The 25565-nt window shown below is 70.1% G+C and carries 23 protein-coding genes; 13 read left to right on the top strand and 10 right to left on the bottom strand.

From position 1 onward, the window contains the following. A complete protein-coding gene (locus QSV35_RS13135) occupies window positions 1-1605 on the top strand; it encodes an amidohydrolase (RefSeq protein ID WP_286289236.1) in 1605 nt (534 codons plus the stop codon). 2 nt (window positions 1606-1607) lie between these two features. Here QSV35_RS13135 and QSV35_RS13130 read toward each other — a convergent pair whose 3' ends face one another. Continuing rightward, window positions 1608-3056 carry an NAD(P)H-quinone dehydrogenase gene (locus QSV35_RS13130; protein ID WP_419956840.1) on the bottom strand — a complete coding sequence of 483 codons (1449 nt, stop codon included), beginning with the start codon at window positions 3054-3056 and terminating at the stop codon, window positions 1608-1610. A gap of 82 nt (window positions 3057-3138) precedes the next feature. Here QSV35_RS13130 and QSV35_RS13125 point away from each other — a divergent pair, with 82 nt between their 5' ends. Together QSV35_RS13125 and QSV35_RS13120 are read left to right on the top strand one after the other, a co-directional pair. Beyond that, window positions 3139-3972, top strand: a complete 834-nt coding sequence (locus QSV35_RS13125) for a purine-nucleoside phosphorylase (RefSeq protein WP_286289234.1) — start codon at window positions 3139-3141, stop codon at window positions 3970-3972. Then, window positions 3969-5630, top strand: coding sequence for a phospho-sugar mutase (locus tag QSV35_RS13120; protein WP_286289233.1), 1662 nt, complete (start codon window positions 3969-3971; stop codon window positions 5628-5630). The genes QSV35_RS13125 and QSV35_RS13120 overlap by 4 nt, the downstream gene beginning before the upstream one ends. A gap of 128 nt (window positions 5631-5758) precedes the next feature. Here QSV35_RS13120 and QSV35_RS13115 read toward each other — a convergent pair whose 3' ends face one another. Next, the gene (locus QSV35_RS13115; protein WP_286289232.1) at window positions 5759-7675 is read right to left on the bottom strand and encodes a BglG family transcription antiterminator; all 1917 of its coding nucleotides are present in this window, start codon (window positions 7673-7675) and stop codon (window positions 5759-5761) included. 156 nt (window positions 7676-7831) lie between these two features. Between QSV35_RS13115 and QSV35_RS13110 the strand changes: the two genes are divergently transcribed. The 8 genes from QSV35_RS13110 (at window position 7832) to QSV35_RS13075 (ending at window position 14844) form a co-directional block, all read left to right on the top strand. Beyond that, window positions 7832-8152, top strand: a complete 321-nt coding sequence (locus QSV35_RS13110; protein ID WP_286289231.1) for a PTS sugar transporter subunit IIB — start codon at window positions 7832-7834, stop codon at window positions 8150-8152. Continuing rightward, window positions 8145-8420 (top strand): HPr family phosphocarrier protein, encoded by a 276-nt coding sequence (locus tag QSV35_RS13105; protein ID WP_286289230.1) that lies wholly within the window; start codon window positions 8145-8147, stop codon window positions 8418-8420. Before QSV35_RS13110 ends, QSV35_RS13105 begins: the two co-directional genes overlap by 8 nt. A gap of 4 nt (window positions 8421-8424) precedes the next feature. Then, the gene (ptsP, locus tag QSV35_RS13100) at window positions 8425-10092 is read left to right on the top strand and encodes a phosphoenolpyruvate--protein phosphotransferase (protein ID WP_286289229.1); all 1668 of its coding nucleotides are present in this window, start codon (window positions 8425-8427) and stop codon (window positions 10090-10092) included. Between the two features lie 54 nt (window positions 10093-10146). After that, on the top strand, window positions 10147-11826 hold the full coding sequence (locus QSV35_RS13095) for a PTS mannitol transporter subunit IIBC (protein WP_286289228.1): 1680 nt from the start codon (window positions 10147-10149) through the stop codon (window positions 11824-11826). A gap of 12 nt (window positions 11827-11838) precedes the next feature. Further along, window positions 11839-12279: a PTS mannitol transporter subunit IIA gene (locus QSV35_RS13090; protein WP_286289227.1), complete on the top strand. Its 441-nt coding sequence runs from the start codon at window positions 11839-11841 to the stop codon at window positions 12277-12279. Then, on the top strand, window positions 12276-13424 hold the full coding sequence (locus QSV35_RS13085) for a mannitol-1-phosphate 5-dehydrogenase (protein ID WP_286289226.1): 1149 nt from the start codon (window positions 12276-12278) through the stop codon (window positions 13422-13424). The genes QSV35_RS13090 and QSV35_RS13085 overlap by 4 nt, the downstream gene beginning before the upstream one ends. Window positions 13425-13444: 20 nt before the next feature. Continuing rightward, window positions 13445-14029: a GNAT family N-acetyltransferase gene (locus tag QSV35_RS13080; RefSeq protein WP_286289225.1), complete on the top strand. Its 585-nt coding sequence runs from the start codon at window positions 13445-13447 to the stop codon at window positions 14027-14029. A gap of 92 nt (window positions 14030-14121) precedes the next feature. Then, window positions 14122-14844 carry a sulfite exporter TauE/SafE family protein gene (locus tag QSV35_RS13075; protein ID WP_286289224.1) on the top strand — a complete coding sequence of 241 codons (723 nt, stop codon included), beginning with the start codon at window positions 14122-14124 and terminating at the stop codon, window positions 14842-14844. 137 nt (window positions 14845-14981) lie between these two features. On the opposite strand, the gene QSV35_RS13070 is transcribed toward QSV35_RS13075, so the two are convergent. From QSV35_RS13070 to QSV35_RS13035, 8 genes are all read right to left on the bottom strand, one after another. After that, entirely contained in the window at window positions 14982-16097 is a 1116-nt protein-coding gene (locus tag QSV35_RS13070) for an adenosine deaminase (protein ID WP_286289223.1), read from the bottom strand. Between the two features lie 31 nt (window positions 16098-16128). Then, window positions 16129-17424: a thymidine phosphorylase gene (locus QSV35_RS13065; RefSeq protein ID WP_286289222.1), complete on the bottom strand. Its 1296-nt coding sequence runs from the start codon at window positions 17422-17424 to the stop codon at window positions 16129-16131. After that, complete coding sequence (locus QSV35_RS13060; RefSeq protein ID WP_286289221.1) at window positions 17421-17822, bottom strand: cytidine deaminase; 402 nt, start codon at window positions 17820-17822, stop codon at window positions 17421-17423. The genes QSV35_RS13065 and QSV35_RS13060 overlap by 4 nt, the downstream gene beginning before the upstream one ends. Window positions 17823-17824: 2 nt before the next feature. Beyond that, the gene (locus QSV35_RS13055) at window positions 17825-19117 is read right to left on the bottom strand and encodes an ABC transporter permease (RefSeq protein WP_286289220.1); all 1293 of its coding nucleotides are present in this window, start codon (window positions 19115-19117) and stop codon (window positions 17825-17827) included. Next, a complete protein-coding gene (locus QSV35_RS13050; protein ID WP_286289219.1) occupies window positions 19114-20490 on the bottom strand; it encodes an ABC transporter permease in 1377 nt (458 codons plus the stop codon). Before QSV35_RS13050 ends, QSV35_RS13055 begins: the two co-directional genes overlap by 4 nt. Continuing rightward, window positions 20487-22004, bottom strand: a complete 1518-nt coding sequence (locus tag QSV35_RS13045; protein WP_286289218.1) for an ABC transporter ATP-binding protein — start codon at window positions 22002-22004, stop codon at window positions 20487-20489. Before QSV35_RS13045 ends, QSV35_RS13050 begins: the two co-directional genes overlap by 4 nt. A 102-nt stretch (window positions 22005-22106) precedes the next feature. Beyond that, window positions 22107-23216 carry a BMP family lipoprotein gene (locus QSV35_RS13040; RefSeq protein ID WP_286289217.1) on the bottom strand — a complete coding sequence of 370 codons (1110 nt, stop codon included), beginning with the start codon at window positions 23214-23216 and terminating at the stop codon, window positions 22107-22109. 126 nt (window positions 23217-23342) lie between these two features. Continuing rightward, the gene (locus tag QSV35_RS13035; RefSeq protein ID WP_286289216.1) at window positions 23343-24458 is read right to left on the bottom strand and encodes a mannose-1-phosphate guanylyltransferase; all 1116 of its coding nucleotides are present in this window, start codon (window positions 24456-24458) and stop codon (window positions 23343-23345) included. 173 nt (window positions 24459-24631) lie between these two features. Here QSV35_RS13035 and sdhC point away from each other — a divergent pair, with 173 nt between their 5' ends. After that, window positions 24632-25066, top strand: a complete 435-nt coding sequence (gene sdhC / locus QSV35_RS13030) for a succinate dehydrogenase, cytochrome b556 subunit (protein ID WP_286289215.1) — start codon at window positions 24632-24634, stop codon at window positions 25064-25066. Window positions 25067-25079: 13 nt separating this feature from the next. Beyond that, window positions 25080-25526 (top strand): succinate dehydrogenase hydrophobic membrane anchor subunit, encoded by a 447-nt coding sequence (locus QSV35_RS13025; RefSeq protein ID WP_286289214.1) that lies wholly within the window; start codon window positions 25080-25082, stop codon window positions 25524-25526. Window positions 25527-25565 lie beyond the last annotated feature (39 nt).

The raw sequence follows: 25565 nt of genomic DNA, 5'->3' as shown, positions 1-25565 counted from the left end.
ATGACCGACCTCTACGCGGAATCGATCGTCCTGGCCGCCCGCATCCACACGATGACGGGAGAGGATGCCGACGCCCTCGCCGTCTCGGACGGCCGCGTGCTCGCGGTCGGCGGGCGCGAGGAGGTCGCGCGGCTCGCGGGGCCGGAGACCCGCATCCTCGAATTCCCGGGCGCGACGGTCATCCCCGGCCTCGTGGATGCGCACACCCACCCGATCCTCAGCCTCGACATGGTGCGAGGCACGTCGTTCACCGGCATCACGACGCCGGCGGAGCTCCGTGCGGCGCTGGAGCGCGGCCGCGACGAGCAGGCGGACTCCGAGTGGTTCCTCGGCTGGGGTCTCGACCCGAACGCGTTCGAGGGCGAGCCGATCGGCAACGGATTCCTCCACGAGGTCCTCGGAGTCGACCGTCCGGCCTACGTCAAGATGTTCGACGCGCACTCCGCCGTCGCGTCTGCGGCCGCGCTCGCCCGCGCGGGGATCGACGCCCCCCTCGTGAACGACGACGGATCGTCCGTCGTCGACGACGGCACCGGCCGCCCGTCCGGCCATGTGCTGGAGTTCACCGTCATGGACCTCGTCGAGGCGGTTCTCCCCTCGCGCACGTTCGCCGACCGCGTGGAACAGCTGCGCGATCTCCTCGGCCGCATGGCCGCGCGGGGCATCACGGCCACCCATGTGATGGACCTGCAGGCCGACGACGCGCTCGAGCTCCTCGAGGCGATCGAGGCGGACGGCGAGCTGCCGGTGCGCCTGCGCCTGTCGCCGTGGTGCGAGCCGACGTCGGACGACGCGGACGTGGAGCGCATCCTCACCCTCCAGGAGAGGTCGGGGCGACGCTGGTCCGTCGAGGGAGTGAAGCTCTTCATCGACGGCACCGTCGAGGGCGGCACGGCGTGGCTCGACGCTCCGGACGCGCTCGGCAAGAGCACGACGTCGTTCTGGAGCGACCACGACGCCTACGCGGGTCGCGTCGCGCTGTTCCACGAGCGCGGCATCCCGACCGCGACGCACGCGATCGGCGAGCACGGCATCCGGTTCGTCGCACAGACCCTCGCCGCCCTCCCCCAGCCGGGGCCGCAGCACCGCATCGAGCACATCGAGTCGGTCGACGGCGAGGTCATCGAACTCCTCGGCGCGGGCGGGGTCGCGGCGAGCATGCAGCCGACGCACTGCACCCACTACGTCCGCGCAGACGGCTCGGACGACTGGTCGCGCCGTCTCGGCGCACAGCGCGCCGGACGGGCGTGGCGCACCGCCGACGTGCGTGCCGCGGGCGCCACCCTTGCGCTCGGGTCCGACTGGCCGGTCGTCGGCTTCGACCCGTGGGAGATCATGGCGGATGCGCAGCTGCGCCGCCCCGCGGATCGTCCCGACGTGGCTCCGGTCGCCGCAGGACAGGCGCTCACCGCGCTCCAGGCGCTCGAGGGCTACACGACGCACGCGCACCGGTCGGTGGGCGCGGAGGCCGGTGTGCTCGCGCCGGGCGCGGCCGCCGATCTCGTGGTGATCGACCGCGACCCGCTGACCGTCTCCCCCGAGGAGCTCGCGCAGGCGGAGCCCCTGCTCACCATGCTCAACGGCGCGGTCACCCACCGCGCCTGAGCTCAGTCGTCCTCGCGGACCTGCTCCACGAGGTGCATCGCGCGCACGGCATCCGTGATACTGCCCGACAGCGACGGGAAGACCGTGAACACGCGTGAGACCTGGTCGACCGTGAGACGGCGTTCGACCGCGATCGCGACCGGGTAGATGAGCTCGGAGGCGCGCGGCCCGACGATCACGCCGCCGATCACGGTGCCGCTCCCCTTGTGCGCGATGATCTTGACGAAGCCGTCCTTGATGCCCATCATCTTCGCGCGGGCGTTCGCGGCGAGCGGCAGCTTGTGCGCGACGCCGTCGATGAGCCCGTCGGCGATGTCCTTCTCCTGCCAGCCGATCGTGGCGATCTCGGGCGCGGTGAAGATGTTGGCAGCGATGCGGCGGCGCTCGAGCGGGATGACGGTGTCGCCGAGCGCGTGATAGACCGCGGTGCGGCCCTGCATCGAGGCGACGGATGCGAGCGGCATGAACGTCGTGCAGTCGCCCGCCGCGTAGATGTTCGGCACCGAGGTGCGTGCGACGCGGTTGACCTGGATGTGGCCGGAGTCGGCGAGCTGGACGCCCGCATCCTCGAGCCCGATGCCCTTCGTGTTCGGGATCGAGCCGACCGCCATGAGGCAGTGGCTGCCCTCGACGGTGCGTCCGTCGCTCAGGGTCACGAGCACGCCGTCGGCGGTGCGCTCGACCCGGTCGGCGCGGGACTTCGAGAGCACCTGCATCCCGCCGCGCGTGAAGACCTTCTCCAGGACCGCCGCCGCATCCTCGTCCTCTCCCGGCAGGACGCGGTCGCGGCTGGAGACGAGGGTCACCCTCGCGCCGAGATTCATGTAGGCGCCGGCGAACTCGGCGCCGGTGACGCCTGATCCGACGACGATCAGGTGCTCGGGGAGGGCCGGCATGTCGTACAGCTGCGTCCAGGTGAGGATGCGTTCGCCGTCGGGCTGCGCGGAGGCGAGCTGGCGCGGCGCGGCGCCCACCGAGACGACGAGGGTGTCGGCCTCGACGCGATCGAAGTCGGTGCCGCCGGGGCCCGTCGAGACGACGACCGCGCGGTTGCCCTCGAGCCGGCCGTGACCCGTGATGATGCGGACCCCCGCCTCGAGGAGGGAACTGCGCCAATCATCGGACTGCTGGCGCGCGAGCGTCAGCAGGCGCTTGTTGACGGCGGCCAGATTGATCGCGACCTGGGGCTTCAGAGGCTTGTTCTCGGCGCCCTTCACGTAGAACTGCACGCCGAGGTCGGCGGCCTCCGCGATGGCGACCGCCGCGTCGGCCGTCGCGATGAGGGACTTCGACGGCACCACGTCGGTGAGCACCGCCGCGCCGCCGACGCCGGCCCGCTCCACGAGCGTCACCTCCGCGCCGAGCTGGGCGGCGGCCAGGGCCGCCTCGTAACCGCCGGGCCCGCCGCCGAGGACGGCGACGGACTGGGTGCTCTCGAAGCTCAGGGGCATGGCATCCATTCTTCCCTGTGGCGCGCGTCTCCCGCACACGGGCGCTCTCGCGTCGCGCGCGGGCGCTCCCTAGAGTGGATCCATGTCACATCACACCGACAACCCGCTCGACGACCCGGCGGTCGACCCGTTCGAGGTCGCCCGGATCGCCGCGGACGACATCGCCCGCCTCACGGGCGTCGCCCACCACGACATCGCGCTGACGCTCGGCAGCGGATGGGGCAAGGCTGCGGAGCTCGTCGGCGAGACCGTCGCGACGATCCCGGCCACCGAGGTCACCGGCTTCGGCAAGCCCGCACTCGAGGGACACGTCGGAAACCTTCGCAGCGTGCGCACGCCGCGCGGCAAGCACGTCCTCGTCATCGGCGCCCGCACCCACTACTACGAGGGCCACGGCGTCCGCCGCGTCGTGCACAGCGTCCGCACGGCCGCCGCGACCGGTGCCAGGACGATGGTGCTCACGAACGGCGCCGGGGGCATCAAGCACACGTGGACACCGGGCCGCCCGGTCCTCATCAGCGACCACATCAACCTCACCGGCGACTCGCCGCTCGAGGGCGCGACGTTCATCGACCTGACCGACCTCTACTCGATGCGCCTGCGCGACCTCGCGCGTCGCATCGACCCGACGCTCGACGAGGGCGTGTACTGCCAGTTCCGCGGCCCGCAGTACGAGACGCCGGCCGAGGTCCAGATGGCGAAGACCATCGGCGGGCACATCGTCGGCATGTCGACGGCGCTCGAGGCGATCGCCGCCCGCCAGGCCGGTATGGAGATCCTCGGCTTCTCGCTCATCACCAATATGGCGGCCGGCATCCAGACGACCCCCCTCAGCCACCAGGAGGTCATCGAGGCGGGCCAGACGGCCGAGCCCGTGATCTCGGCGCTTCTCGCGCAGGTGATCGGCCAGCTGTGAGCGCCGACGAGGGCCTGCTCGCGCGGGCGCAGGCGTGGCTCGCGCAGGATCCGGACGCGGAGACCCGCCTCGAGCTCGAAGAGCTCCTCCTGCGCGCCGAGACCGGCGATGAGGATGCCGCGGCCGACCTCGCGCGCCGCTTCGACGGCCGGCTCGAGTTCGGCACGGCGGGACTGCGCGGCGAGCTCGGCGCCGGGTCCGCGCGCATGAACCGTGTGCTTGTCGCGCAGGCGGCGGCGGGCCTCGCGGCGTATCTGCTGGAACACGGCGCGGAGCCGACCGTCGTCATCGGCTACGACGGTCGCCGCAACTCCCACGTCTTCGCGGTCGACTCGGCGGAGATCTTCGCCGGCGCGGGCCTGCGCGCCATTCTCATGCCGCGCCTGCTGCCGACTCCCGTCCTCGCCTTCGCGGTGCGCGAGCTGGATGCCGCGGCCGGCGTCATGGTGACCGCGAGCCACAATCCGCCGAACGACAACGGCTACAAGGTGTACCTCGGCGGCGCGGATGAGGGTTCACAGATCGTTCCGCCCGCGGACGCGGAGATCGCGGCGCACATCGAGCGCATCGCGGCCACGACGACCGTGGATGCACTCCCCCGCTCCGTCGGATACTCGACCGCAGCGGAGGAGGTCGTCGACGCGTACATCGCGGCCACGGCATCCGTCGCCCCGGCTCCGGCCGGAGCCGCCGGCCTCCGCTGGGTCTACACGGCGATGCACGGTGTCGGGTGGGAGACGTTCCGGGCGATCGTGGACCGCGCCGGATACCCGGCGCCCGTGACGGTGACCGCGCAGATCGAGCCTGACGGCACCTTCCCGACAGTGGCGTTCCCGAACCCGGAGGAGCCGGGAGCGCTCGACCTCGCTTACGAGACGGCGCGGGAATCCGGCGCGGAGCTCATCATCGCGAACGACCCGGATGCCGACCGGCTCGCGGTGGCGATCCCCGATGCGTCCGTCGAGGGCGGCTGGCGCCGGCTCACCGGCAACGAGGTGGGACTCCTCCTCGGATGGCGCGGGGCGCGCCTTGCAGACGGCGGCTCGCTCGCGTGCTCGCTCGTGTCCTCTCCCGGCCTCGAAGCCGTCGCCCGGCACTACGGACTCGACTTCCACGCGACGCTCACCGGCTTCAAGTGGATCTCGCGCGCTCCCGGCATCCGCTTCGGGTTCGAGGAGGCGCTCGGGTATCTCGTCAACCCCGACACCGTGCGCGACAAGGACGGCGTCTCCGCCGCGATCGCCTTCCTCGGCATGGTGACGGCAGCGCGCGGCGAAGGCCGCACGGTGGCCGACCTCCTCGCGGAGTTCGGGGACACGTTCGGTCACTTCGCGAGCGACCAGATCTCGCTGCGGGTCGACGACCTGTCGATCATCGGCCGCATCATGGCGGGCCTGCGCGAGCGGCGCCCCTCGTCGGTCGGAGACATCGAGGTCGAGCAGTTCGACGACCTCGCCGAAGGCTCGGGCGACCTCCCTCCGGGGGACGTCGTGCGGCTCTTCCTCGCGGGAGGATCGCGCGTCGTCGTGCGTCCCTCGGGCACCGAGCCGAAGCTCAAGGCGTACCTCGATGTCCGCGGCGACACCGCCGAGGACGCCCGCGAGCGCCTCGCGACGCTGCGCGCGGACGTCGCGGCGCTGCTCGACGAGCTCCGCTGAGCCGACGGTTCCCGAGCCATCCGGGGACAGACCTGGCCCCTGCGTTTCGTTTCTGCGTTTCGTCTCGCTTCGCTCGCTCAACGACCGTCACTCGCTCAACGACCGTTGAGCGAGACGGAACGCAGGTGTCAACCGTCGATGACGGCGACGAGCTCCTCCAGGAACGAGGGGAAGTCGACGGCGCGACGGATGATCCGCTGCACGCTCTCGCGCTCGGAGAACACCTCGACGAACTGCTCGAAGACCGTCTGGAACGCCTCCCGGTCGGTCTCGGAGAACGCGACGAGGGCGACGACGTTGACCCGCCCGTCGCCCCACGGGATCGACGGGTCGGCGATGCCGACGGCGATCGAGGTGCGCCTCGCCGTCATCGCGAGCGCATGCGGAACCGCGAGCGCGTCGGTGAACGCCGTGGAGCTCAGTCGTTCGCGTTCGATCGTGCGCTCGACGTAGTCGTCGTCGATGACCCCCTGCGCGAGGAGCAGCGCGCCCAGCCGACGGATGACGCCGTCTTCCCCGCCTGTGCCGTCGAGGTCGCGCACGAAGGCGTCCGCGGAGAGGTAGTGCTCCAGATCGGTGCGTCGCCTCGCGAGCCGACGCGAACGGCGGATGCGGCCCGCCGCCGTCTGCACCCGTGAGACGTCCGCGTCGGTCAGGAAGGGCTGGATCCGCACGAACCGGTCGGAGGGGGCCGGCGGCTCGATGGTGGTGAGCACGAGGTCGGTGTCGATCGCCGTCCAGTCTGGGTCGACGCGGGTCTCCACCCACACGACCTCGATCGCCTGTCCGAGCGAGCGGTCGATGCTCGAGCGCAGCAGCTCGTGGAGCTCCTGGTAGCCGGGGCAGACGATCGTCGCGGTGAGCAGCCGCTCGGACTGCCGGTTGCGTTCGATGCGGCCGCCGACATGCATGGCGATGTAGCCGATCTCGTCGTCGACGATGGGAGCCCCGAGCAGATCCCGCAGTCCGCTGGCGATGAAGACCGCCACCTCGAAGACCATGGGATGCGACGCCTTCAGTTCGCGGGTGAGCGGGTTGCGCGAGAGGGCGCCGGCGCGGGCGCGCAGGACGAGGTTCTGCACGTGCAGCGCCAGCCGCAGGATGAAGTCGTCGTGGGCGATGTCGACGAGGAATTCGGATGCGGCGCGCTCGACGACCTCGCCCACCGCGTCGAGCACCGCAGGGTCGAGCTGCGAGCGCACGGTCGCGACCCTCGCCTCCGATCCGGGTGCGACGACGCGCGTCAGCACGATCATCGCCAGGTGCCTCCGGTCGCCGGTCCCGAGCTCGACGCCGAGATCGGCAGCGACGACGCTCCCGATGAGCGCGGCGATGTCCTCCGCCTCGCGCGGCCCCTCCTCCGATATCCGGAGCGGATGACCTCGCGCGTTGCGGTCGGCCGCGATCACGATGTGCGTGACGACATCGACGATGCCGAACTCGTTGACGAAGTAGCCGAGTTCGCCGAGGCCCGCGACCAGGTGCCCCTTCAGGCGGGCGGACGACTCCGGCGGCAGCGTCCTGCCCACCGATCGCTGCACGTTGTCCAGGTCGAATGCCGCCGCATCCATCTCATCGTGCGCGAGCCGTGACAGCAGTCGTCGCCGGGCGAGCTCGTCTCCACGCAGGCGCGCGCGCGACGCGGAGCGCTCAAGAGCGAGGTCGATTCCGCCGAGGAGGCCCCGCACACGCATCAGGTCGGCGTCCACGGTCGCGCTCGAGACGTGCAGCTCGTCCGCGATCTCGTACACGTCGACGCCGTCGGGGGAATCGAGCATCCCGCGCACCAGCCGGTGGAGGCGGTCGCGGGGCGTCCCGCGCTCGACGGACGCACGCCCCGCCCTCGTCGCGGCGGGCCCGGCACGGTACCCGAGCGGTCCTGATTCGACGACGAGTCCGCCCGCATCGCGCGTGTTCAGCGCCGTGACGTACGACCGGATGCTGCGGGGCGTGACGCCGAGCGCATCGGCGAGGACCGCGGCCGTCGCCCAGTCGTCCTCGTGCATGAGCAGGCCGAGCAGGCGATCCTGTCGCGCTCTCGTCACATCGTCCTCCGCGGTGAGTCTCTGCGGGCAAGTCAACCACGCGCACAGGTGCCGACGGGCGCCTGTGGTCAGCGTCCCTTCCGCAGGGGCGGAAGGTTCTCTGCCTGCCGCCAGAGTGCCCTGCGCACCCACCATGGAGGAAGGAAAGGCAGGTCGATGAGGATCCTCGTGGTGTGCGGTGCCGGCGCCTCCAGCACGTTCGTCGCTCAGCGTGTGCGCTCGGCGGCGGAGCGGAGCGGGATCGCGTGCGACGCGCACGCGGGAAGCGAGCACACGCTGGCCGCGAACGACGGAGACCTCGACATCGTCCTGGTCGGCCCCCACCTCGCCGCCCGGATGGACGACATCCGCACGGGCGCGGCGACGCGCGGCGCACGAGCCGTGCTGCTGCCCGACGACATCTTCACGGACCTCGACGGCACGCGCACGCTCGCGCTCGTCGAACAGGCACTCAACGGAGAGGACAACCATGTCTGAGATCGCGCGCACGGTGCGCATCGGCTCGTCCCACGGGCTGCACGCCCGCCCGGCGAAGCTCTTCGCGCAGGCCGCGAAGGACGCGGGCATCCCGGTCTCGATCGCCAAGGGCGCGAACGCGCCGGTGAACGCCGCGAGCATCCTCGGGGTCATCTCGCTCGGCGCCGAACAGGGCGACTACGTCACGATCACCGCCGACGGCGACGACGCCGAGGCTGTGCTCGACACGCTGAGCGAGCTGCTCACGACCGACCACGATGCGGAGTGACACGATGACGCAGTTGCGCGGGGTCGGCATCGGCCAGGGCGTCGCCCAAGGGCCGGTCGCCCGGATGATGCCGCCGCTCGCGCCGCCTGCGGAAGACGCCACAGCACTCACGCTCGCCGAGGAGACGTCGCGGGCACGAGAGGCGATGGATGCGGTCGCCCGCGATCTCGAGGCGCGCGGCGAGCGCGCCGGCGGCACGGCACGCGACGTGCTGGAGGCCCAGGCGATGATGGCCGAGGACCCCGCGCTCGCAGAAGAGGTCGACGCGCGGCTCGCGGCAGGCGCCACCGCGGAGTGGGCGGTCTTCGACGCCTTCGCTTCGTTCCGCGATCAGCTTGCGGCTCTCGGCGGATATCTCGGCGAGCGCGCCGCCGACCTCGACGACGTGGCGCAGCGCATCATCGCGCGGCTCCGGGGCGTCGCAGCTCCCGGCGTTCCCGATCCGGGGCATCCGTTCGTCCTCGTCGCAGACGATCTCGCACCGGCCGACACGGCTCTTCTCGATCTCGAGAAGGTGCTCGCCCTCGTGACGCTGCAGGGCGGACCGACGTCCCACACGGCGATCCTCGCACGGGAGAAGGCGATCGTCGCCGTGGTGGGTGCGACGACCGCGGGAGAGCTCCGCGACGGTGAGACCGTCATCGTCGACGCCGCTGCCGGCACCATCACGACCGACCCGACCGCCGACGAGCTGGCCGCCGCCCGGCGACGCGCGGACGAGCGCGAGGACGCGGCATCCGCCCCGCTCACCCTCGGCGCCCTGGCCGACGGCACCCCGATCCCCTTGCTTGCGAACCTCGGCTCCCCCGACGCGGCACAGGCGGTGGCTCTGGGCGCCGAAGGCGTCGGCCTGTTCCGTACCGAGTTCCTCTTCCTCGGGCAGCAGACCGCGCCGACGATCACACAGCAGCGCGCCGCGTACGAGAAGCTGCTCGGAGCGTTCCCCGGGAAGAAGGTGGTCGTGCGCGTGCTGGATGCCGGCGCCGACAAGCCTCTCGCGTTCCTCAACGATGCGCACGAGGAGAACCCTGCGCTCGGGCTTCGGGGCCTGCGCGCACTGCGCGCCAGCGAAGACATCCTGCGCGAGCAGCTCACTGCCCTCGCAGAGGCGGATGCGGCGACCCGCGCCGCCGGCGGAGGAGCAGACCTGTGGGTCATGGCCCCGATGGTCTCGACGGTCTCCGAGACCGAGTACTTCGTCTCGATCGCCCGGGAGTACGGCATCCGGACCGCGGGGGTCATGGTCGAAGTGCCGTCCTCCGCCCTCCTCGCAGACCGCATCCTCGCGCACGCCGACTTCGCCTCCATCGGCACCAACGACCTCACACAGTACACGCTCGCCGCCGACCGCCTGCTCGGCTCGGTGGCGGCGTTCCAGGACCCCTGGCATCCCGCCGTCCTGCGCCTCGTGCGCGAGGTCGGGGATGCCGGTCGCCGCACCGGCAAGCCGGTCGGCATCTGCGGCGAGGCGGCGGCGGATCCGCTGCTCGCCGTCGTGCTCGTGGGCCTCGGCGCCACGAGCCTGTCCATGGCGCCGACGGCGCTCGCCGACGTGCGAGCGTCCCTCGCCGCCACCACGCTCGACGACGCCCGACGCGCCGCCGAGGCCGCCCTCACCGCCGAGGACGCGGCATCCGCCCGACACGCGGCCGAGTCGGCCGCGACCCGATAGGGGCCAGGACCCCACGCTGCCGAGATGGCCGCGACCAACAGAGAGGCAATTCCCATGACGACGACGTCACCCCCCGCCCCCGCCTCCACACAGACCGGCGGCGCCAAGCGCGCGCAGGTCGCAGTCCAGCGGTTCGGCACGTTCCTGTCCGGCATGATCATGCCGAACATCGCGGCCTTCATCGCGTGGGGCCTCATCACCAGCCTGTTCATCGCCGTCGGATGGCTCGGATGGTGGCACCCGGTCGCCGACATGCTGGGCGGCTTCGGCAACGCGAACGAGGTCGGTTGGGGTCATGCCATGACCACGCTCGCGCTGAGCGCCGATGGCAAGTCGACCTTCCCGCAGTACGTGGGCCTCGTCGGCTCGATGATCACGTGTCTCCTGCCCCTGCTGATCGCGAACACCGGTGGCCGCATGGTCTATGGGGAGCGCGGCGGCGTCGTGGCGACGATCGCCACGATGGGCGTCATCGTGGGCACGACGATCCCGATGTTCCTCGGCGCGATGGTCATGGGGCCCCTGGCCGCGTGGATCACGAAGCAGATGGACCGCATCTGGGACGGCAAGATCAGGCCCGGCTTCGAGATGCTGGTGAACAACTTCTCCGCCGGCATCCTGGGCATGCTGCTCGCGATCGCGGGCTTCTTCGCCTTCGGACCGGTCTTCACCTACGTGGCGGAGGGACTCGGCGCTGCCGTGCAGTGGCTCGTGACGCTCGGACTCCTGCCGCTGCTGTCGATCATCGTGGAGCCGGCGAAGATCCTGTTCCTGAACAACGCGATCAACCATGGCGTGTTCACGCCGCTCGGGATCCAGCAGGCCGCGCACGCCGGCAAGTCGATCCTGTTCCTCATCGAGGCGAACCCCGGCCCCGGCGTCGGCGTGCTGCTGGCGTTCACGTTCTTCGGCGTCGGGGCGGCGAAAGCCTCGGCCCCGGGCGCGATCATCATCCAGTTCCTCGGCGGCATCCACGAGATCTACTTCCCGTACGTGCTGATGAAGCCGATGCTGTTCCTGTCGGTGATCGCCGGCGGCATGACCGGAGTCGCGACGAACGCGATCCTCGGCGGCGGTCTGCGGTTCCCCGCAGCGCCGGGATCGATCATCGCCGTCATCATCGCGGCCGCGCCCGCCGGAGTCGGAAACCTCTCCGTGGTGCTGCTGTCGGTGGTCCTGGCGGCCACGGTGTCGTTCCTCCTGTCGTCGCTGTTCCTGCTGCGCTCCCGCAAGCGCGATCTCGCGGTCGCGGGCGCCGGAGATCTGTCCGCCGCGATCGCACAGACCGAGGCGAACAAGGGCAAGCAGTCCGCGGCGCTGTCCGGGCTCCGCGAGCGCGCCACCGCCAACGCGACAGCCGAGGGCGAGCAGCTGAGCACGGTCGGCGCAGAGGCCGCGGACGCGATCGCCGCGGGCACGGTCGTCACGGACAAGACGGTGGACAGCATCGTCTTCGCGTGCGACGCCGGAATGGGCTCGTCGGCGATGGGCGCCAGCGTCCTGCGCAACAAGGTCAAGAAGGCCGGCGTCGAAGGCGTCACCGTCACGAACAAGGCGATCGCCAACCTCGACGGCTCGGAGGACCTGGTCATCACGCAGAACCAGCTCACCGACCGGGCGCGGGACAAGGTCCCCGGCGCGATCCACGTCTCGGTCGACAACTTCATGAACTCGCCGCGCTACGACGAGGTCGTCGACCTCGTCCGCCGGCAGCACGCCCATGAGGGCGACTAGGAAGGAAAGCACATGTCCGACGACGTTCTGACCCGCGATCGGGTGCGCATCCACACGGGGACGGCGACGCAGGACGAGGCGATGCGAGAGGCGGCCGGCATCCTCATGGATGCCGGCGCCGTCACCGCCGCGTACTACGACGCCATGCAGGACCGCGAGCGCACCGTGTCCACCTACATGGGAAACGAACTGGCGATCCCGCACGGCACGAACGAGGCGAAGGATGAGATCCTCGCCTCCGCCCTGTCGCTCGTCCGCTACGACGGCGGGATCGACTGGGGAGGCGAGCCGGTCAGGTTCGTCGTCGGCATCGCGGGCAAGGGCGACGAGCACCTCGACATCCTCTCCCGCATCGCCATCCTGTTCTCGGACGACGACGACGTCGCTCGCCTGAAGCAGGCCGGGACCGCGGACGACCTGTTCGCGCTGCTGGCGAGTGTGAACGAGACATGAAGGCCGTCCAGTTCGGCGCGGGGAACATCGGCCGCGGGTTCGTCGGGGTCCTCCTGCACGAGGGCGGGTACGAGGTGGTGTTCTCGGATGTCGCCGCACCCCTCGTCGACGCGCTGGGAGCCGCCGCCTCGTACACCGTCCACGCGGTGGGCGACGGCGGTGGCGACACGGTCGTCACCGGCTTCCGAGCGCTCAACAGCGCGGTCGATCCGGATGCCGTCGCCGACGAGGTCGCCACGGCGGACGTCGCGACGACGGCGGTGGGGCCGACGATCCTGCGGTTCGTCGCTCCGCTGCTGGTCGAGGGTCTGCGTCGCCGCGACGCATCCCGTCCTCCTCTCCAGATCATGGCGTGCGAGAACGCGATCAACGCCACCGACCTGCTGCGCGAGGAGATGGCCGCCGTCGCCGGCGACGAGTGGGTGGAGTTGGCGACGAGAGCCGTGTTCGCGAACACGGCGGTCGATCGCATCGTGCCGGCGCAGCCGGCCGAGGGCGGTGTCGACGTCACGGTCGAGGCGTTCTTCGAGTGGGCGATCGAGCGTCCGCCGTTCGGCGATGCGCCGCCGCACATCCCCGGCGCGCATTTCGTCCCGGACCTCGCGCCGTACATCGAGCGGAAGCTCTTCACCGTCAACACCGGGCACGCCGCGACGGCGTATTTCGGCGCGCAGGCAGGCCGGGCCACGATCGCCGAGGCGATCTCCGACCCCGAGATCGCGGCGAAGGTCGAGGCGGCCCTCGTCGAGACATCGGCCGTGCTCGAGTCCGTGCACGGGCTCCCGCCGGCCGAGCTCGCCGACTACCGGGCCACGATCCTGCGTCGCTTCAGGAACCGCGCTCTCCCCGATACGGTCGAGCGGGTCGGGCGTCAGCCTCTCCGGAAGCTCTCCCGACACGAGCGGTTCGTCGGGCCCGCCTCCGTCGCGGCGGAGCGCGGGCTCCCCGTCGACGCCCTCGTCGCGGCCATGGGTGCGGCGCTCGCCTTCGAGGACTCTGACGACGAACAGGCGGTCGAGCTGCAGCGACTGCTGCGAGAGCTGAATGGCGACGCCTTCACCCGCACCGTCACGGGTCTCGACGCCGCACACCCGCTCTTCGACCAGGTCCGCGCTGCCGTCGTGGAGCGCCAGTCTTCGATGTGACCTGGTTCTAGGCTGGTGCGGTGGACTTCGCGACGCCCGTCATCCTCGAGAACGCCTTCGTCCGCCTCGAGCCGCTCGACGACAGCCACCGAGCCGACCTGGAGCGCGCCTGCGTCGGGCTCGAGCACGCGTGGTACACGTCGGTGCCGACTCCGGACCGCGTCGGCGACGACATCGCGAAGCGCCTCGCCTGGCGGGATGCGGGACACATGAACCCGTTCGCCATCCGGCGGCTGAAGACGGGCGAGGTGGTCGGCGAGTCGACCTACTGCAACATCGACCAGCCGAACCGGCACGTCGAGATCGGCTACACGTGGCTCGGTCCCGCCGCGCACCGCACCGAGGTGAACACCGCGGCCAAGCTCCTGATGCTCACCCACGCGTTCGAGGCGTGCGACGCGATCGCCGTGGAGTTCATGACGCACTTCCACAACCGCCAGTCCCGCGAGGCGATCGCACGGCTCGGTGCCAAGCAGGACGGCGTGCTGCGCAACCACCGGATCGGACCGGACGGCATCATCCGCGACACCGTCGTGTTCTCGATCATCGCGGGCGAGTGGCCGGCCGTCCGCCGCGGACTCGCGGAGCGCCTCGCGCACGGCTGACGCCTGCACCGGCCTCCACCCGCGCCGTGACTTCCCGCGAGGGTGCGCTCGTCCGAATCGAATGCGCCCTCGGAAGTGACTACGATCGCCTGGTGACCCTCGTCCTCGCCGGAATCGCCGCCTTCGTCGCCGCGGTGATCCAGCGCATCACGGGGCTCGGCTTCGTGCTGGTGCTCGTCGGGCCGATCGTGCTCTTGTACGGGCCGGTCGAGGGCGTGACGATCGCGGTCCTCCTCGCCCTCGTCGCCTCGCTCACCGCCATCCCGCTCGTGTGGCGGCACGTCGACTGGCGGCGCGCGTGGTGGCTCATCTGGCCCGGCATCCTCGCGGCGCCGCTCGGAGCCCTCGTCGTGAAGCTGCTCCCTGACGCGGCGCTGTTCCTCCTGATCGCCGCGATGGCCTACTTCGCGCTCGTCGCCGGACGCATCCGCGCGCTGTCCGCATCCCTGACCGGGCGGACCGGAGCCGTCGTCGCGGGGGCCGCGGGCGGCTTCATGAACGTCGCGAGCGGGCTGTCCGGACCGCCGCTGGCCGCCTACGCTGTGGGCGACCGGTGGCCGCAGCGCAGCTTCGCCGCCAGCGCGCAGGTGATCTTCGTCGCGTACGACCTCGTGGCGGTCGCGCTGCGCGGGCTGCCGACCGCCCCGACGAACGATGTGGGGCTGCTCGTCATCGCCACGATCGCGGGCATCGCGATCGGCACGGTCCTGGTGCGGAACGTGTCCCCGCGGATCGCCCGCATCGCGATGCTCGTGCTCGCGTGGGCGGGAGCGACAGTCGTGCTGGTGCGCGGCATCCTCGCCCTGTTCGCCTGAGGTCCGTCGCTTCCCTCCGAGCTCGCCGCGCGCCGGCGCAGAACTCCACCGAATCACGCGGTGGGAAGCCGAGGAAGTAGTCGAGTGGCCTCGACTACGCCGGATCCGTGGAGTTCTGCACGGCGGACCAAGAACAACTACGAGTCGAAGCCGTCGGTGATGAGGTCGATGAGCTCCTCACGCTCCTCGACGGGGAGGAACGAACCTGCGGCGGCATTCAGCTGGAAGACCTCGAGGTCGTCGAGGTCGTAGTCGAACGTCTCCACCAGAAGTGCGAGCTCGCGCGTGAGCGACGTGCGGCTCATCGTGCGGTTGTCGACGTTCACCGTGACAGCGAAACCCAGCTGGTACAGCAGGTCGAACGGGTGGTCGCCCATCTCGGTGCCCCAGCGCTCGATCGCGCCGGTCTGCAGGTTCGACGACGGCGAGAGCTCGAGCGGGATCTCCCGGTCGCGCACCCAGCGTGCGAGGTCGCCGAACTGCACGAGCACCTCTTCGCCGGCGCGCGAGACGACCTCGAGGTCCTCCGCGATGCGGACGCCGTGGCCGAGACGCAGCGCGCGCCCGTCGATGAGGGCCGAACGGATGGAGTCGAGTCCGGCGGCCTCACCCGCGTGGATCGTCACGGGGAAGAACTGGGATGCCAGGTACTCGAACGCCGGGCGGTGGCGCGAGGGCGGGAATCCGTCCTCCGGGCCCGCGATGTCGAACCCGACCGCGCCGCGCCCGCGGAACGCGACTGCGAGCTCGGCGATCTCCAGCGACCGGTCGGTGTGACGCATGGCGGAGATGAGCTGCCCGACCCGGATGTCGTGCCCGCGGGACTCCGCGGCGTCCTCCCCCTCCTCGATGCCCTGCTGCACGGCTTCGACGGCGGCTTCGAGACTGAGCCCGCCGTTCAGGTGCTGCTCGGGCGCCCAGCGCACCTCGCCGTAGATCACGCCGTCGGCGGCGAGGTCTTCGACGAATTCACGGGCGACGCGCGTCAGCGCCTCCGGCGTCTGCATGACGGCCGTGGTGAGATCGAACGTCTTCAGGTACTCGACGAGCGATCCAGAGTCGCTCTTGTCGGCGAACCAGTCGCCGAGGGCGGCGGCGTCGGACTCGGGCACCTCGACGCCCGCCTCGTCGGCGAGCTCGATGATCGTCTGCGGGCGCAGCGCGCCGTCGAGGTGGTCGTGCAGCGAGACCTTCGGCAGGCTTCGCAGCGAGACCCCGTCGACGAGGGCGTCGGCGTTCTGATCGATGGGCATGGTTCCTCCGGGTGTACCTCAGGACAGGACGTCAGGCTGTGATGCGTTCGCGGACGAGGGAGCCGGGGACGACGAAGGATGCCTCCGGCCCCACCTCCCATGCGTCCTCCAGCGCCTCGAGGGCGCGATCGAAGCGCGCTCCATCATCGGCGAGCAAGGTGAACACGGGCTGTCCTGCGACGACGGTGTCGCCAGGCTTGACATGAAGATCGATGCCCGCGGCGTGCACGACGGGATCCTGAGCGCGGGCACGGCCGGCACCCAGGCGCCAGGCGGCGATGCCGAACGGAAGCGCCTCCATCCGGGTCACGACGCCCGACGCAGGCGCGGTCACGACGTGGGTCTCGCGCGCGACGGGCAGCGCCGCATCCGGGTCGCCGTCCTGTGCGCGGATCATCGTGCGCCACGCATCCATCGCCCGCCCGTCCCGCAGCGCCGACTCGACGTCGGCGTCCGGCTGACCTGCGAGCGCGAGCATCTCGCGCGCGAGCGCGACCGTCAGCTCCACGACGTCCGCGGGTCCGCCGCCGGCCAGCACCTCGACAGACTCGCGCACCTCGTTCGCGTTGCCGATCGTGAGGCCGAGGGGCGTGTTCATGTCGGTGAGGAGCGCGGTGGTCGCCACCCCCGAGTCGGTGCCCAGCTCGACCATCGTGCGGGCGAGCTCCCGGGCGCGGTCGATGTCCTGCATGAACGCACCGGAGCCGAACTTCACGTCCAGCACGAGCGCGCTCGTGCCCTCGGCGATCTTCTTCGACATGATGCTGGACGCGATGAGCGGGATCGCCTCGACGGTGCCCGTGACGTCGCGGAGCGCGTACAGCTTCTTGTCGGCGGGCGCGAGGCCGGTGCCGGCGGCGCAGATGACCGGGCCGAGGTCGCGCAGCTGCGCGAACATCTCCTCGTTGGTGAGGGATGCCCGCCATCCCGGGATCGACTCGAGCTTGTCGAGGGTGCCGCCGGTGTGCCCGAGACCGCGGCCGCTCAGCTGCGGCACGGCGACGCCGAAGCACGCGACGAGGGGCGCGAGGGGCAGCGTGATCTTGTCGCCGACGCCGCCGGTGGAGTGCTTGTCCGCCGTCGGCTTGCCGAGGTCGGCGAAGCTCATCCGCTCTCCCGACGCGATCATCGCGTCCGTCAGGACGCGGATCTCGTCGCGCGTCATGCCGCGCAGGAACACCGCCATCGCGAAGGCGGCCATCTGCGGGTCGGTCACGTAGCCACGCGTGAATGCGTCGACTATCCAGCGCAGGGCGTCCTCGGGCACCGCACCGCCGTCGCGCTTCGCACGGATGACGTCGACCGCGTCGAACGGCTCCACGCTCATCGGCCGGCCTCCTCGAGGTCGCGCGGTCCGAACGCGTCGGGCAGCACCTCGTCGATCGTGCGGATGCCGGACACGGTCTCCAGCAGCATCCCGGGCATCGCGAACTCGTTCAGCAGCTGACGGCAGCGGCCGCACGGCATGATCGTGTCGCCGTGTCCGTTGACGCACACGAACGCAACGAGACCGCCGCCGCCCGAGCGCTGCAGCTCGCTCACGAGCCCGCACTCCGCGCACAGGCCCACGCCGTACGACGCGTTCTCGACATTGCACCCGGTCACGATGCGCCCGTCGGTCACGAGCGCAGCCGCTCCGACCTTGTACCGCGAGTACGGTGCGTACGCGTGGTTCATGGCCTCGGTCGCCGCGGCGCGGAGCTCGTCCCAGTCGATGTCGGTCACAGTCATCCCTTGATGTATGGCTTGCCGTCCGCCGCAGGTGCGCGGATCTGGCCGGCGAACCCGACCACGGCGAGGATCGTCACGATATACGGCAGCATCAGCATGAACTCGCTCGGGATGGGGGTCCCCAGCACGTTGAGCAGGTTCTGCAGGTTCTGCGCGAAGCCGAACAGGAGCGCCGCGAGCGTCGCCCGGATCGGATCCCAGCCGCCGAAGATGACGGCGGCCAGGGCGATGAAGCCGAGTCCGGCGGTCATGTCCTTGGTGAAGTTCGGCACGGACACGAGCGTGAAGTACGCGCCGCCGATGCCCGCGATGGCGCCGGCCAGCAGCACGTTCCAGAACCGCGTCGGGTTCACCTTGATGCCGACCGTGTCGGCCGCCTGCGGGTGCTCGCCGACGGCGCGCAGGCGCAGGCCCCAGCGCGTGCGGTAGAGCCCCCACGTGACGACGGCGACCACGACGTACATGAGGTACACGAGGAACGTCTGCTTGAACAGCACCGGCCCGATGACCGGGATCTCCGACAGGAGCGGGATCGCGAACGGCTTGAACGTCGCCGGGGAGTTCAGCGTCCCTGCGTCGTTGGCGAGCACGGCCGTGTAGAGGAAGCCCGTGAGGCCCGATACGAGGACGTTGAGGACGACGCCGACGATGACCTGCTCGACGATGTACTTGATCGCGAACACGGCGAGCACCGAGGCGACGAGCACGCCGCCGATCATGGCGCCGACGAGCCCCACATACGGGTTCTTGGTGACGCTGCCGAGGATCGCGCCGGTGAACGCGCCCAGGAGGAACTGACCCTCGATCGCGACGTTCACGACGCCGCCGCGCTCGCCGATCACCCCGCCGAGCGCACCGAAGATGAGCGGAACCGCCAGCGACAGCGAGCCGCCCAGCAGCCCGATGACCGGCACGGCCGCGGGTGAGCCCGCCCCGGACCAGGTCAGGAAGGCGAACATCGCCAACAGCGAGTACACGATCGACAGCCACAGCGGCGTCCGCCGGTAGTTGACGGCGAGCACCAGCGACCAGATGCCGAGGAGCGCGGCGAGCACCCATGAGATCCAGATCGCAGGCTGAGCCGGCACCGTGAAGACGTCGAGCTTGATCGCCGCGCCCGGCTCCGCGAGCCGGTAGACGGTCTCGCCGACCGCCGGCCGTGCCAGGAACAGGATGCCGAGCAGGGCGATGATCACGAGCAGCGTGATCGGCGCCTTGAACTTGCGGACCTTGACGACGGCGAGATGGATCGTGCCGTCCTCGGCGGTCTGCGCCTCTGCGACGGTCATGCCGCCACCTCCTTGCGAGCCGCCTTCTTGGTGGACTTGCGCACCGCTTTCGCGGTCTTCTCCTCATCGGATTTCGGCAGGAAGAAGATCGCCCGGATGAGCGGCGGCGCGGCGATGAACAGCACGATCAGCGACTGCACGACGAGCACGATGTCGACCGGGATTCCCTGCAGCGCCTGCATCGTGAACGATCCGGCCTTGAGCGCGCCGAACAGGAGCCCGGCGAACAGCGTGCCCCAGGCGCGGCTGCGGCCGAGGAGCGCGACCGTGATGGCGTCGAAGCCGATGCCCGCGTGGATGCCGCCGTCGAACCCGGTGGTGATGGTGCTCTGGATCTGGATCATGCCGGCAAGACCCGCGAGCCCTCCCGCGAACAGCATGGCGTAGACGAACATGCGGGGGACGCTGATGCCCGCGGCCCGTGCGGCGTTCGGGTTCTCGCCGACCGCGCGCATCCGGAAGCCGAGGCTGGAGCGCTCGATCAGCCACCACACGACGAGGGTGGCCAGCAGCACGACCGGGAACGCCCAGGTGAGCTGCGGATACTGAGCGCCGAACAGGGCAGGGAACACGCCGTTCGTCGGCGTCGGCGACGAGATCGGCTGGTTCGTCCCGGGCTTCTGCAGGACGTGCGGGGTGCGCACCATCCACGAGACCAGGTAGAACGCGATGTAGTTGAGCATGATCGTGAGGATCACCTCGTGCGCACCCGTTCGCGCCTTCAGCAGACCCACGATGCCGCCCCACAGCGCACCGCCGATGATGCCGACGATCAGCGTGATGGGCAGCTGCAGGAACATCGGCAGGCCCAGGTTGAACGTCAGCAGCGCGGACGCCGCGCACGCGATGAGCATCTGGCCCTGGGCGCCGATGTTGAACAGGCCAACGCGGAACGCGAGCGCGACGCCGAGACCAGCCGCCGTCAGCGGCGCGGCGAATCCGAGCGTGCTCGTGAGCGGGAGGATCGCCTGCTGGAACGACGCCGCCTGGAAGTTGATGATCGAGCCCTGGAACAGCGCGATGTAGGCCCCCGACACCGAGTTCCAGATCGCGACGAACGTGTCTCCGGGCCGGGCGAAGAAGTAGCCGGCGGCCTTCTGGACACCGGGGTCGGTGATCGCGATCAGGATGCCGCCGACGAGCATCGCGAGCACGATCGCGAGGATCGTGGTGACGACGCTGCCGCGCATGATGTCGCGGATGATGAGGTTCTGGCGCGGAGGCGGCGGGACCGTCTCGACCGTGCCGGACGGGGTGTCCGCGATCGTGGCGGTGCCGGTCAGCGGGCCGGATGCCGGGGGCAGCTGTCCCGTGGTCTCCTGGCCGGTCGTGCCGTCGGGGACCGACTGCGGAGGGGCGGCGTCGTCGTTCATGCTGCCGTCTCCTCGGGCTGCTCGCCGGCCATCATGAGGCCGAGTACGTCACGTGGGGTGCCGCCGGGCACGATGCCCACGATGCCGCCCCGGTACATCACCGCGATGCGGTCGGCGAGAGCCGCGACCTCATCGAGCTCGGTCGAGACGACGAGCACGGGGATGCCGGCGTCGCGCGTCGCGATGATCCGCTTGTGGATGAATTCGATGGAGCCGACGTCGACGCCGCGCGTCGGCTGGGACGCCAGCAGCAGCTTCAGATCGCGGTTGAGCTCGCGCGCGATCACGACCTTCTGCTGGTTGCCGCCGGACAGCGAGCCCGCCGGGGTCTGCGGCCCCTGGGTGCGGATGTCGAACTCGGCGATGCGCGCCTTCGCGAAGTCGGCGAGCACCGTGCGATTGATCGTGCCGGCGGAGCTGAACGCGGGGTCGCTGGAGCGGTCGAGCACAAGGTTCTCGGCCACGGAGAACGCGCCGACGAGCCCGTCCTCGTTGCGATCCTCGGGCACGAACCCGACGCCCGCGTCGAGCACGCCGCGGACGCTGCGCCCGACGAGTTCGGTGCCGTCGAGCGTGACGGTGCCGCTGACCCCCGAGTGCAGGCCCATGATGGCCTCGGTGAGCTCGGTCTGGCCGTTGCCCTGCACGCCGGCGACGGCGACCACCTCGCCGGGGCGCACGTCGAACGAGATGCTGTCGACGAGCACGGTGCCGTTCGGCGAGATGACGCGCAGATCGCGCACCTCCAGTCCGCCCGAGGGCTTGACCGTGGGCGGGTCCTTGTGGACGGTCAGCTCGACCGCGCGGCCGACCATCATCGACGCCAGCTCCGTGTTGGACGCCTTCGGGTCGGCTTCGCCGACCACCTTGCCGAGGCGGATGACGGTGATGCGGTCGGCGACCTCGCGGACCTCGCGCAGCTTGTGCGTGATGAACACGATCGACGTGCCCTCATCGCGCAGCTGCCGCATGATCATCATCAGCTCGTCGGTCTCCTGCGGCGTCAGCACAGCGGTCGGCTCGTCGAACACGAGGATCTTCGCGTCGCGCGAGAGCGCCTTGATGATCTCCACGCGCTGCTGCACGCCCACCGGCAGGTCGCCGACGACCGCGTCGGGATCGACTTCGAACCCGAAGCGGTCGGCCACCGCCCGCACGTGCTTGCGGGCGGCTGCGAGGTCGAGGGAGCCGAGTGCCTTCGTCTGCTCATGGCCGAGCATGACGTTCTCGGCGACGGTGAACACCGGGACGAGCATGAAGTGCTGATGCACCATGCCGATGCCGGCGGCCATCGCATCGCCCGGGCCGCGGAAGTGATGCGGGACCCCGTCGAGGACGATCTCACCATCTTCCGGCTGGTAGAGGCCGTAGAGGACGTTCATGAGGGTGGATTTGCCGGCGCCGTTCTCGCCCAGGAGGGCGTGGATCTCTCCCGGCTCGACGGTCACATCGATGTGATCGTTCGCCGTGAAGGACCCGAAACGCTTCGTGATTCCACGGAGCTCAAGCTTCATGATCTGCACACTATCCGGTAGGCGTGACTTCGGGGAGTCCCGGCAGACGACACGAAGCGGCGACCGCAGTCGCCGCTTCGTGCGTCAGCCGAACGGGGTGTCTCAGCCGGCCTTGGGGGTCGACGGGGACTGGACGACGATCGTGCCGTCGATGATCTCCTGCTGCAGCTTCTTCAGGTCGTCGGTGAGGCCGGCGGGCAGCTTCGACTCGAAGTCGTGGAAGCTGGACAGGCCCACGCCGCCGTTCTTCAGCGTGCCGACGTAGGTCGTCGCGTCGAACTTGCCGGTGGCGCCGGCCATGACCGCATCGTGCACGGCGACGTCGATGCGCTTGAGGATGGACACCAGGGTGACATCCTTGACGCTCGGGTCGGCGACGACGAGGTCGCTGTCGACGCCGAGCATGACGGTGTTCTTGTTGCTGCCACCGCGGATGGCCGCCGCGGCGCTGATGTAGATCGGGCCGCCGACGGGGAGGATCACGTCCGCGCCCTGGTCCAGGATGCCCTGAGCGGTCTGCTTCGCCGTGTCGTTGGCCGCGAAGCCGCCGGTGAACGAGCCCTTCTGCGTGGCCTTGTCCCAACCGAACGACTGGACGCTCTTGCTCTTGTCGCTGTTGTACTTCGCGACGCCGTCGACGAAGCCGTCCATGTAGATGCTCACCGGCGGGATCTGCATGCCGCCGAAGGTGCCGACCTTGCCGGCCTGCGAGTAGGCCGCAGCGGCGTAGCCGCCGAGGTAGGCCGCCTGCGCGGTGTCGAAGAGGAGCGGCTTGAGGTTCGACGGCGTCTTGCCGCTCGAGTCCTGGCCCGGGTCGTCGACGATCGCGTAGTCGATCTTCGGGTTGGCCTTGGCCGACTCGACCGTCGCGGCCGAGAGGTTGAAGCCGACCGACACGATGTACGTGCAGCCGCCCGAGACGAGCGCCTGCATGTTGGGCGTGTAGTCGCTCGCGGACTTCGAGGTCACCTGGGTGAACTTGATGCCGAGCTCGTCGGCCGCCTTCTTCATGCCGTTGAGCGCCGACTCGTTGAACGAGTGGTCGTTGAAGCCACCGCTGTCGGAGACGATGCAGGGCTTGAAGCCGGCGACAGCCTTCGCGCCGGAGCTGGATGAGGTCGCAGTCGGTGCCGAGCCGCAGCCGGCGAGTGCAAGGAGCAGGCTCGCGGCGACCCCAGCGCCGACGAGCTTGCGGGTGGTAGAGATGGTCAACTCACGCCTCCACGTCTATGCCCCGCGGATCTCGCGAGGATGTATGAGAAGTTACCTAGGATTACCGCTCGGTTGCGCCCACACCAACCCCTTTCGGTGAATGGTTATGAACCCGAGATGTACAGATCAGAGCACGTCGCCGCGCCCGTTGAGCTTGAGCGCGTCCACGACCCCCTTCACCCGCTGCGCGTTCTCGCTCGTCGTGACGAGAAGCGCGTCAGGAGTGTCCACGACGACGATGTCCTGCACGCCGATCAGGCTGATGACGCGGTTCGTCTGGGAGACCACGATGCCGCTGGAGGCATCCGACAGCACCCTCGCATTCTCACCCAGGATCGCGAGGTCGTTCTTGCGTCCGTGCGAGTTCAGCTTGGCGAGGCTGGCGAAGTCGCCGACGTCGTCCCAGTCGAAGTGGCCGGGGATGACGGCGAGGCGCCCCTTCGCTGCCGCAGGCTCCGCGACGACGTAGTCGATCGCGATCTTCGTGAGCGTCGGCCACACGCGGTCGACCACCGGACCGCGCGCGTCGCGGTCATCCCACGCCTCGGCGAGATCTATGAGCCCCGCGTAGAGATGCGGGTCGTTCTCCGCGATCTCCCCGAGCAGGACGTCCGCGCGCGAGATGAACATGCCCGCGTTCCAGAGGTACGACCGGTCGGCGAAGTACCCCTTGGCGGTCTCGAGATCGGGCTTCTCCACGAAACGCTCGACGAACGCGGCCTCGGGTGCGCCGTCCGCCTCCAGTTCGCCGCCCTTGCGGATGTAGCCGAACCCGACCGACGGCTCGGCCGGCTGGATGCCGATCGTGCAGATGTAGCCCTCGCGGGCGACGGCGACCGCCTGCTGCACGGCGAACTCGAACGTGCGCAGACCCCGGATGACGTGGTCGGCGGCGAACGACCCGATGATGACGTCCGGCTCCCGTCGGCTGAGGACGGCGGCGGCGAGACCGATCGCGGCTGCCGACTCGCGCGGCTCCGACTCGAGGAAGACGTTCCTGTCCGGGATGCCGGGCAGCTCCTTCTCGACGGCCGCACGGTGCGCACGGCCGGTGACGACGGCGATCCGGTCGGCTCCTGCCAGAGGCTCGAGCCGGTCCCACGTGTCGCGCAGGAGCGTCTGACCCGACCCCGTGAGATCGTGCAGGAACTTCGGCGCGTCCGCCCGCGACAGCGGCCACAGCCTGCTGCCGATGCCCCCCGCGGGGATGACGGCGTAGAAGTTCTCGATCGGCTCAGGCATGCGCACCAGGGTACGCGAGGCTCCCCCGCATCCCCTCTGCGGGTAAGGGTGTCCTCATCCGCACCACCTCCTTGCTGGGAATAGGATGAGTGCGGCGCCCGTGCGACGCCAGGGGCTCCCCAGCCCATCCCCCGGGCTCAGAAGCCCCCCGTTTTCGATCAGGGAGGACGGCCGTGTCAGCTCCAGCACGCCTCACACCGCAGATCTCGGAAACCACCTCGAAGACCCCCCGTGGAACGCTGTATCGCGGCCACGAGGGAATGTGGTCCTGGGTCCTGCACCGCATCACCGGTGTCGCGATCTTCTTCTTCCTGCTGGTGCACGTCCTGGACACGGCGCTCATCCGCGTCTCGCCCGCGGCGTACGACGCGGTGATCGGCACATATAAGAACCCGATCATGGGCCTCGGCGAGATCGTGCTCGTCGCGGCGATCACGTACCACGCGTTCAACGGACTGCGCATCATCCTGGTCGACGTCTGGTCGAAGGGTGCCCGCTATCAGCGCCAGCTGTGGTGGGGCGTCCTCGGCATCTGGGTGATCACGATGGCCGGGTTCATCCCCCGCCAGCTCATGGTCATCGTGGCCGAGATCTCCGGTGCGAAGTAAGGAAGGCGACGACATGACCTCCGACACCATCGCCGCTCCCCGCACCCCGACGGCTGCGCGCCGCCGCGGCTCGAATCTCGAGAAGTGGGGCTGGATCTACATGCGCGCCTCCGGCGTGCTGCTCGTGGTGCTCATCTTCGGGCACCTGTTCATCAACCTCGTCGCCGGCGACGGCGTGCGCCAGATCGACTTCGCGTTCGTCGTCGGCAAGTACGCCACGCCGTTCTGGCAGTGGTGGGACGTCATCATGCTGTGGCTCGCCCTCATCCACGGCGCCAACGGCATGCGGACGATCATCAACGACTACGTGACCCACGCCCGCACGCGCACCGTGCTGGTCTGGGCCGTGGGCCTCGCCGCCGCATTCCTCATCCTCCTCGGCACCCTGGTCGTCTTCACGTTCGACCCGTGCCTCGGAGTCACGCAGGACAGCTCGCTGTGGAGCATGTGCAAGGGCTGAGCCCGCACCAGGATCGACGTAGAGGCAAAGGCATACATC

It is taken from the genome of Microbacterium candidum, from assembly GCF_030315975.1.
Lineage (GTDB): Bacteria > Actinomycetota > Actinomycetes > Actinomycetales > Microbacteriaceae > Microbacterium > Microbacterium candidum.
The sequence above is the reverse complement of the archived record's forward strand: the minus strand, read 5'-3'. Positions and strand labels throughout refer to the sequence as shown.

Excerpts from the sequence above, each read along its gene's own strand:
- QSV35_RS13135 (WP_286289236.1), top strand. The coding sequence starts at position 1 with ATGACCGACCTCTACGCGGAATCGATCGTCCTGGCCGCCCGCATCCAC.
- QSV35_RS13130 (WP_419956840.1), bottom strand. The coding sequence starts at position 3,056 with ATGCCCCTGAGCTTCGAGAGCACCCAGTCCGTCGCCGTCCTCGGCGGC.
- QSV35_RS13125 (WP_286289234.1), top strand. The coding sequence starts at position 3,139 with ATGTCACATCACACCGACAACCCGCTCGACGACCCGGCGGTCGACCCG.
- QSV35_RS13110 (WP_286289231.1), top strand. The coding sequence starts at position 7,832 with ATGAGGATCCTCGTGGTGTGCGGTGCCGGCGCCTCCAGCACGTTCGTC.
- QSV35_RS13105 (WP_286289230.1), top strand. The coding sequence starts at position 8,145 with ATGTCTGAGATCGCGCGCACGGTGCGCATCGGCTCGTCCCACGGGCTG.
- ptsP (WP_286289229.1), top strand. The coding sequence starts at position 8,425 with ATGACGCAGTTGCGCGGGGTCGGCATCGGCCAGGGCGTCGCCCAAGGG.
- QSV35_RS13095 (WP_286289228.1), top strand. The coding sequence starts at position 10,147 with ATGACGACGACGTCACCCCCCGCCCCCGCCTCCACACAGACCGGCGGC.
- QSV35_RS13090 (WP_286289227.1), top strand. The coding sequence starts at position 11,839 with ATGTCCGACGACGTTCTGACCCGCGATCGGGTGCGCATCCACACGGGG.
- QSV35_RS13085 (WP_286289226.1), top strand. The coding sequence starts at position 12,276 with ATGAAGGCCGTCCAGTTCGGCGCGGGGAACATCGGCCGCGGGTTCGTC.
- QSV35_RS13070 (WP_286289223.1), bottom strand. The coding sequence starts at position 16,097 with ATGCCCATCGATCAGAACGCCGACGCCCTCGTCGACGGGGTCTCGCTG.
- QSV35_RS13065 (WP_286289222.1), bottom strand. The coding sequence starts at position 17,424 with ATGAGCGTGGAGCCGTTCGACGCGGTCGACGTCATCCGTGCGAAGCGC.
- QSV35_RS13055 (WP_286289220.1), bottom strand. The coding sequence starts at position 19,117 with ATGACCGTCGCAGAGGCGCAGACCGCCGAGGACGGCACGATCCATCTC.
- QSV35_RS13050 (WP_286289219.1), bottom strand. The coding sequence starts at position 20,490 with ATGAACGACGACGCCGCCCCTCCGCAGTCGGTCCCCGACGGCACGACC.
- QSV35_RS13045 (WP_286289218.1), bottom strand. The coding sequence starts at position 22,004 with ATGAAGCTTGAGCTCCGTGGAATCACGAAGCGTTTCGGGTCCTTCACG.
- QSV35_RS13035 (WP_286289216.1), bottom strand. The coding sequence starts at position 24,458 with ATGCCTGAGCCGATCGAGAACTTCTACGCCGTCATCCCCGCGGGGGGC.
- QSV35_RS13025 (WP_286289214.1), top strand. The coding sequence starts at position 25,080 with ATGACCTCCGACACCATCGCCGCTCCCCGCACCCCGACGGCTGCGCGC.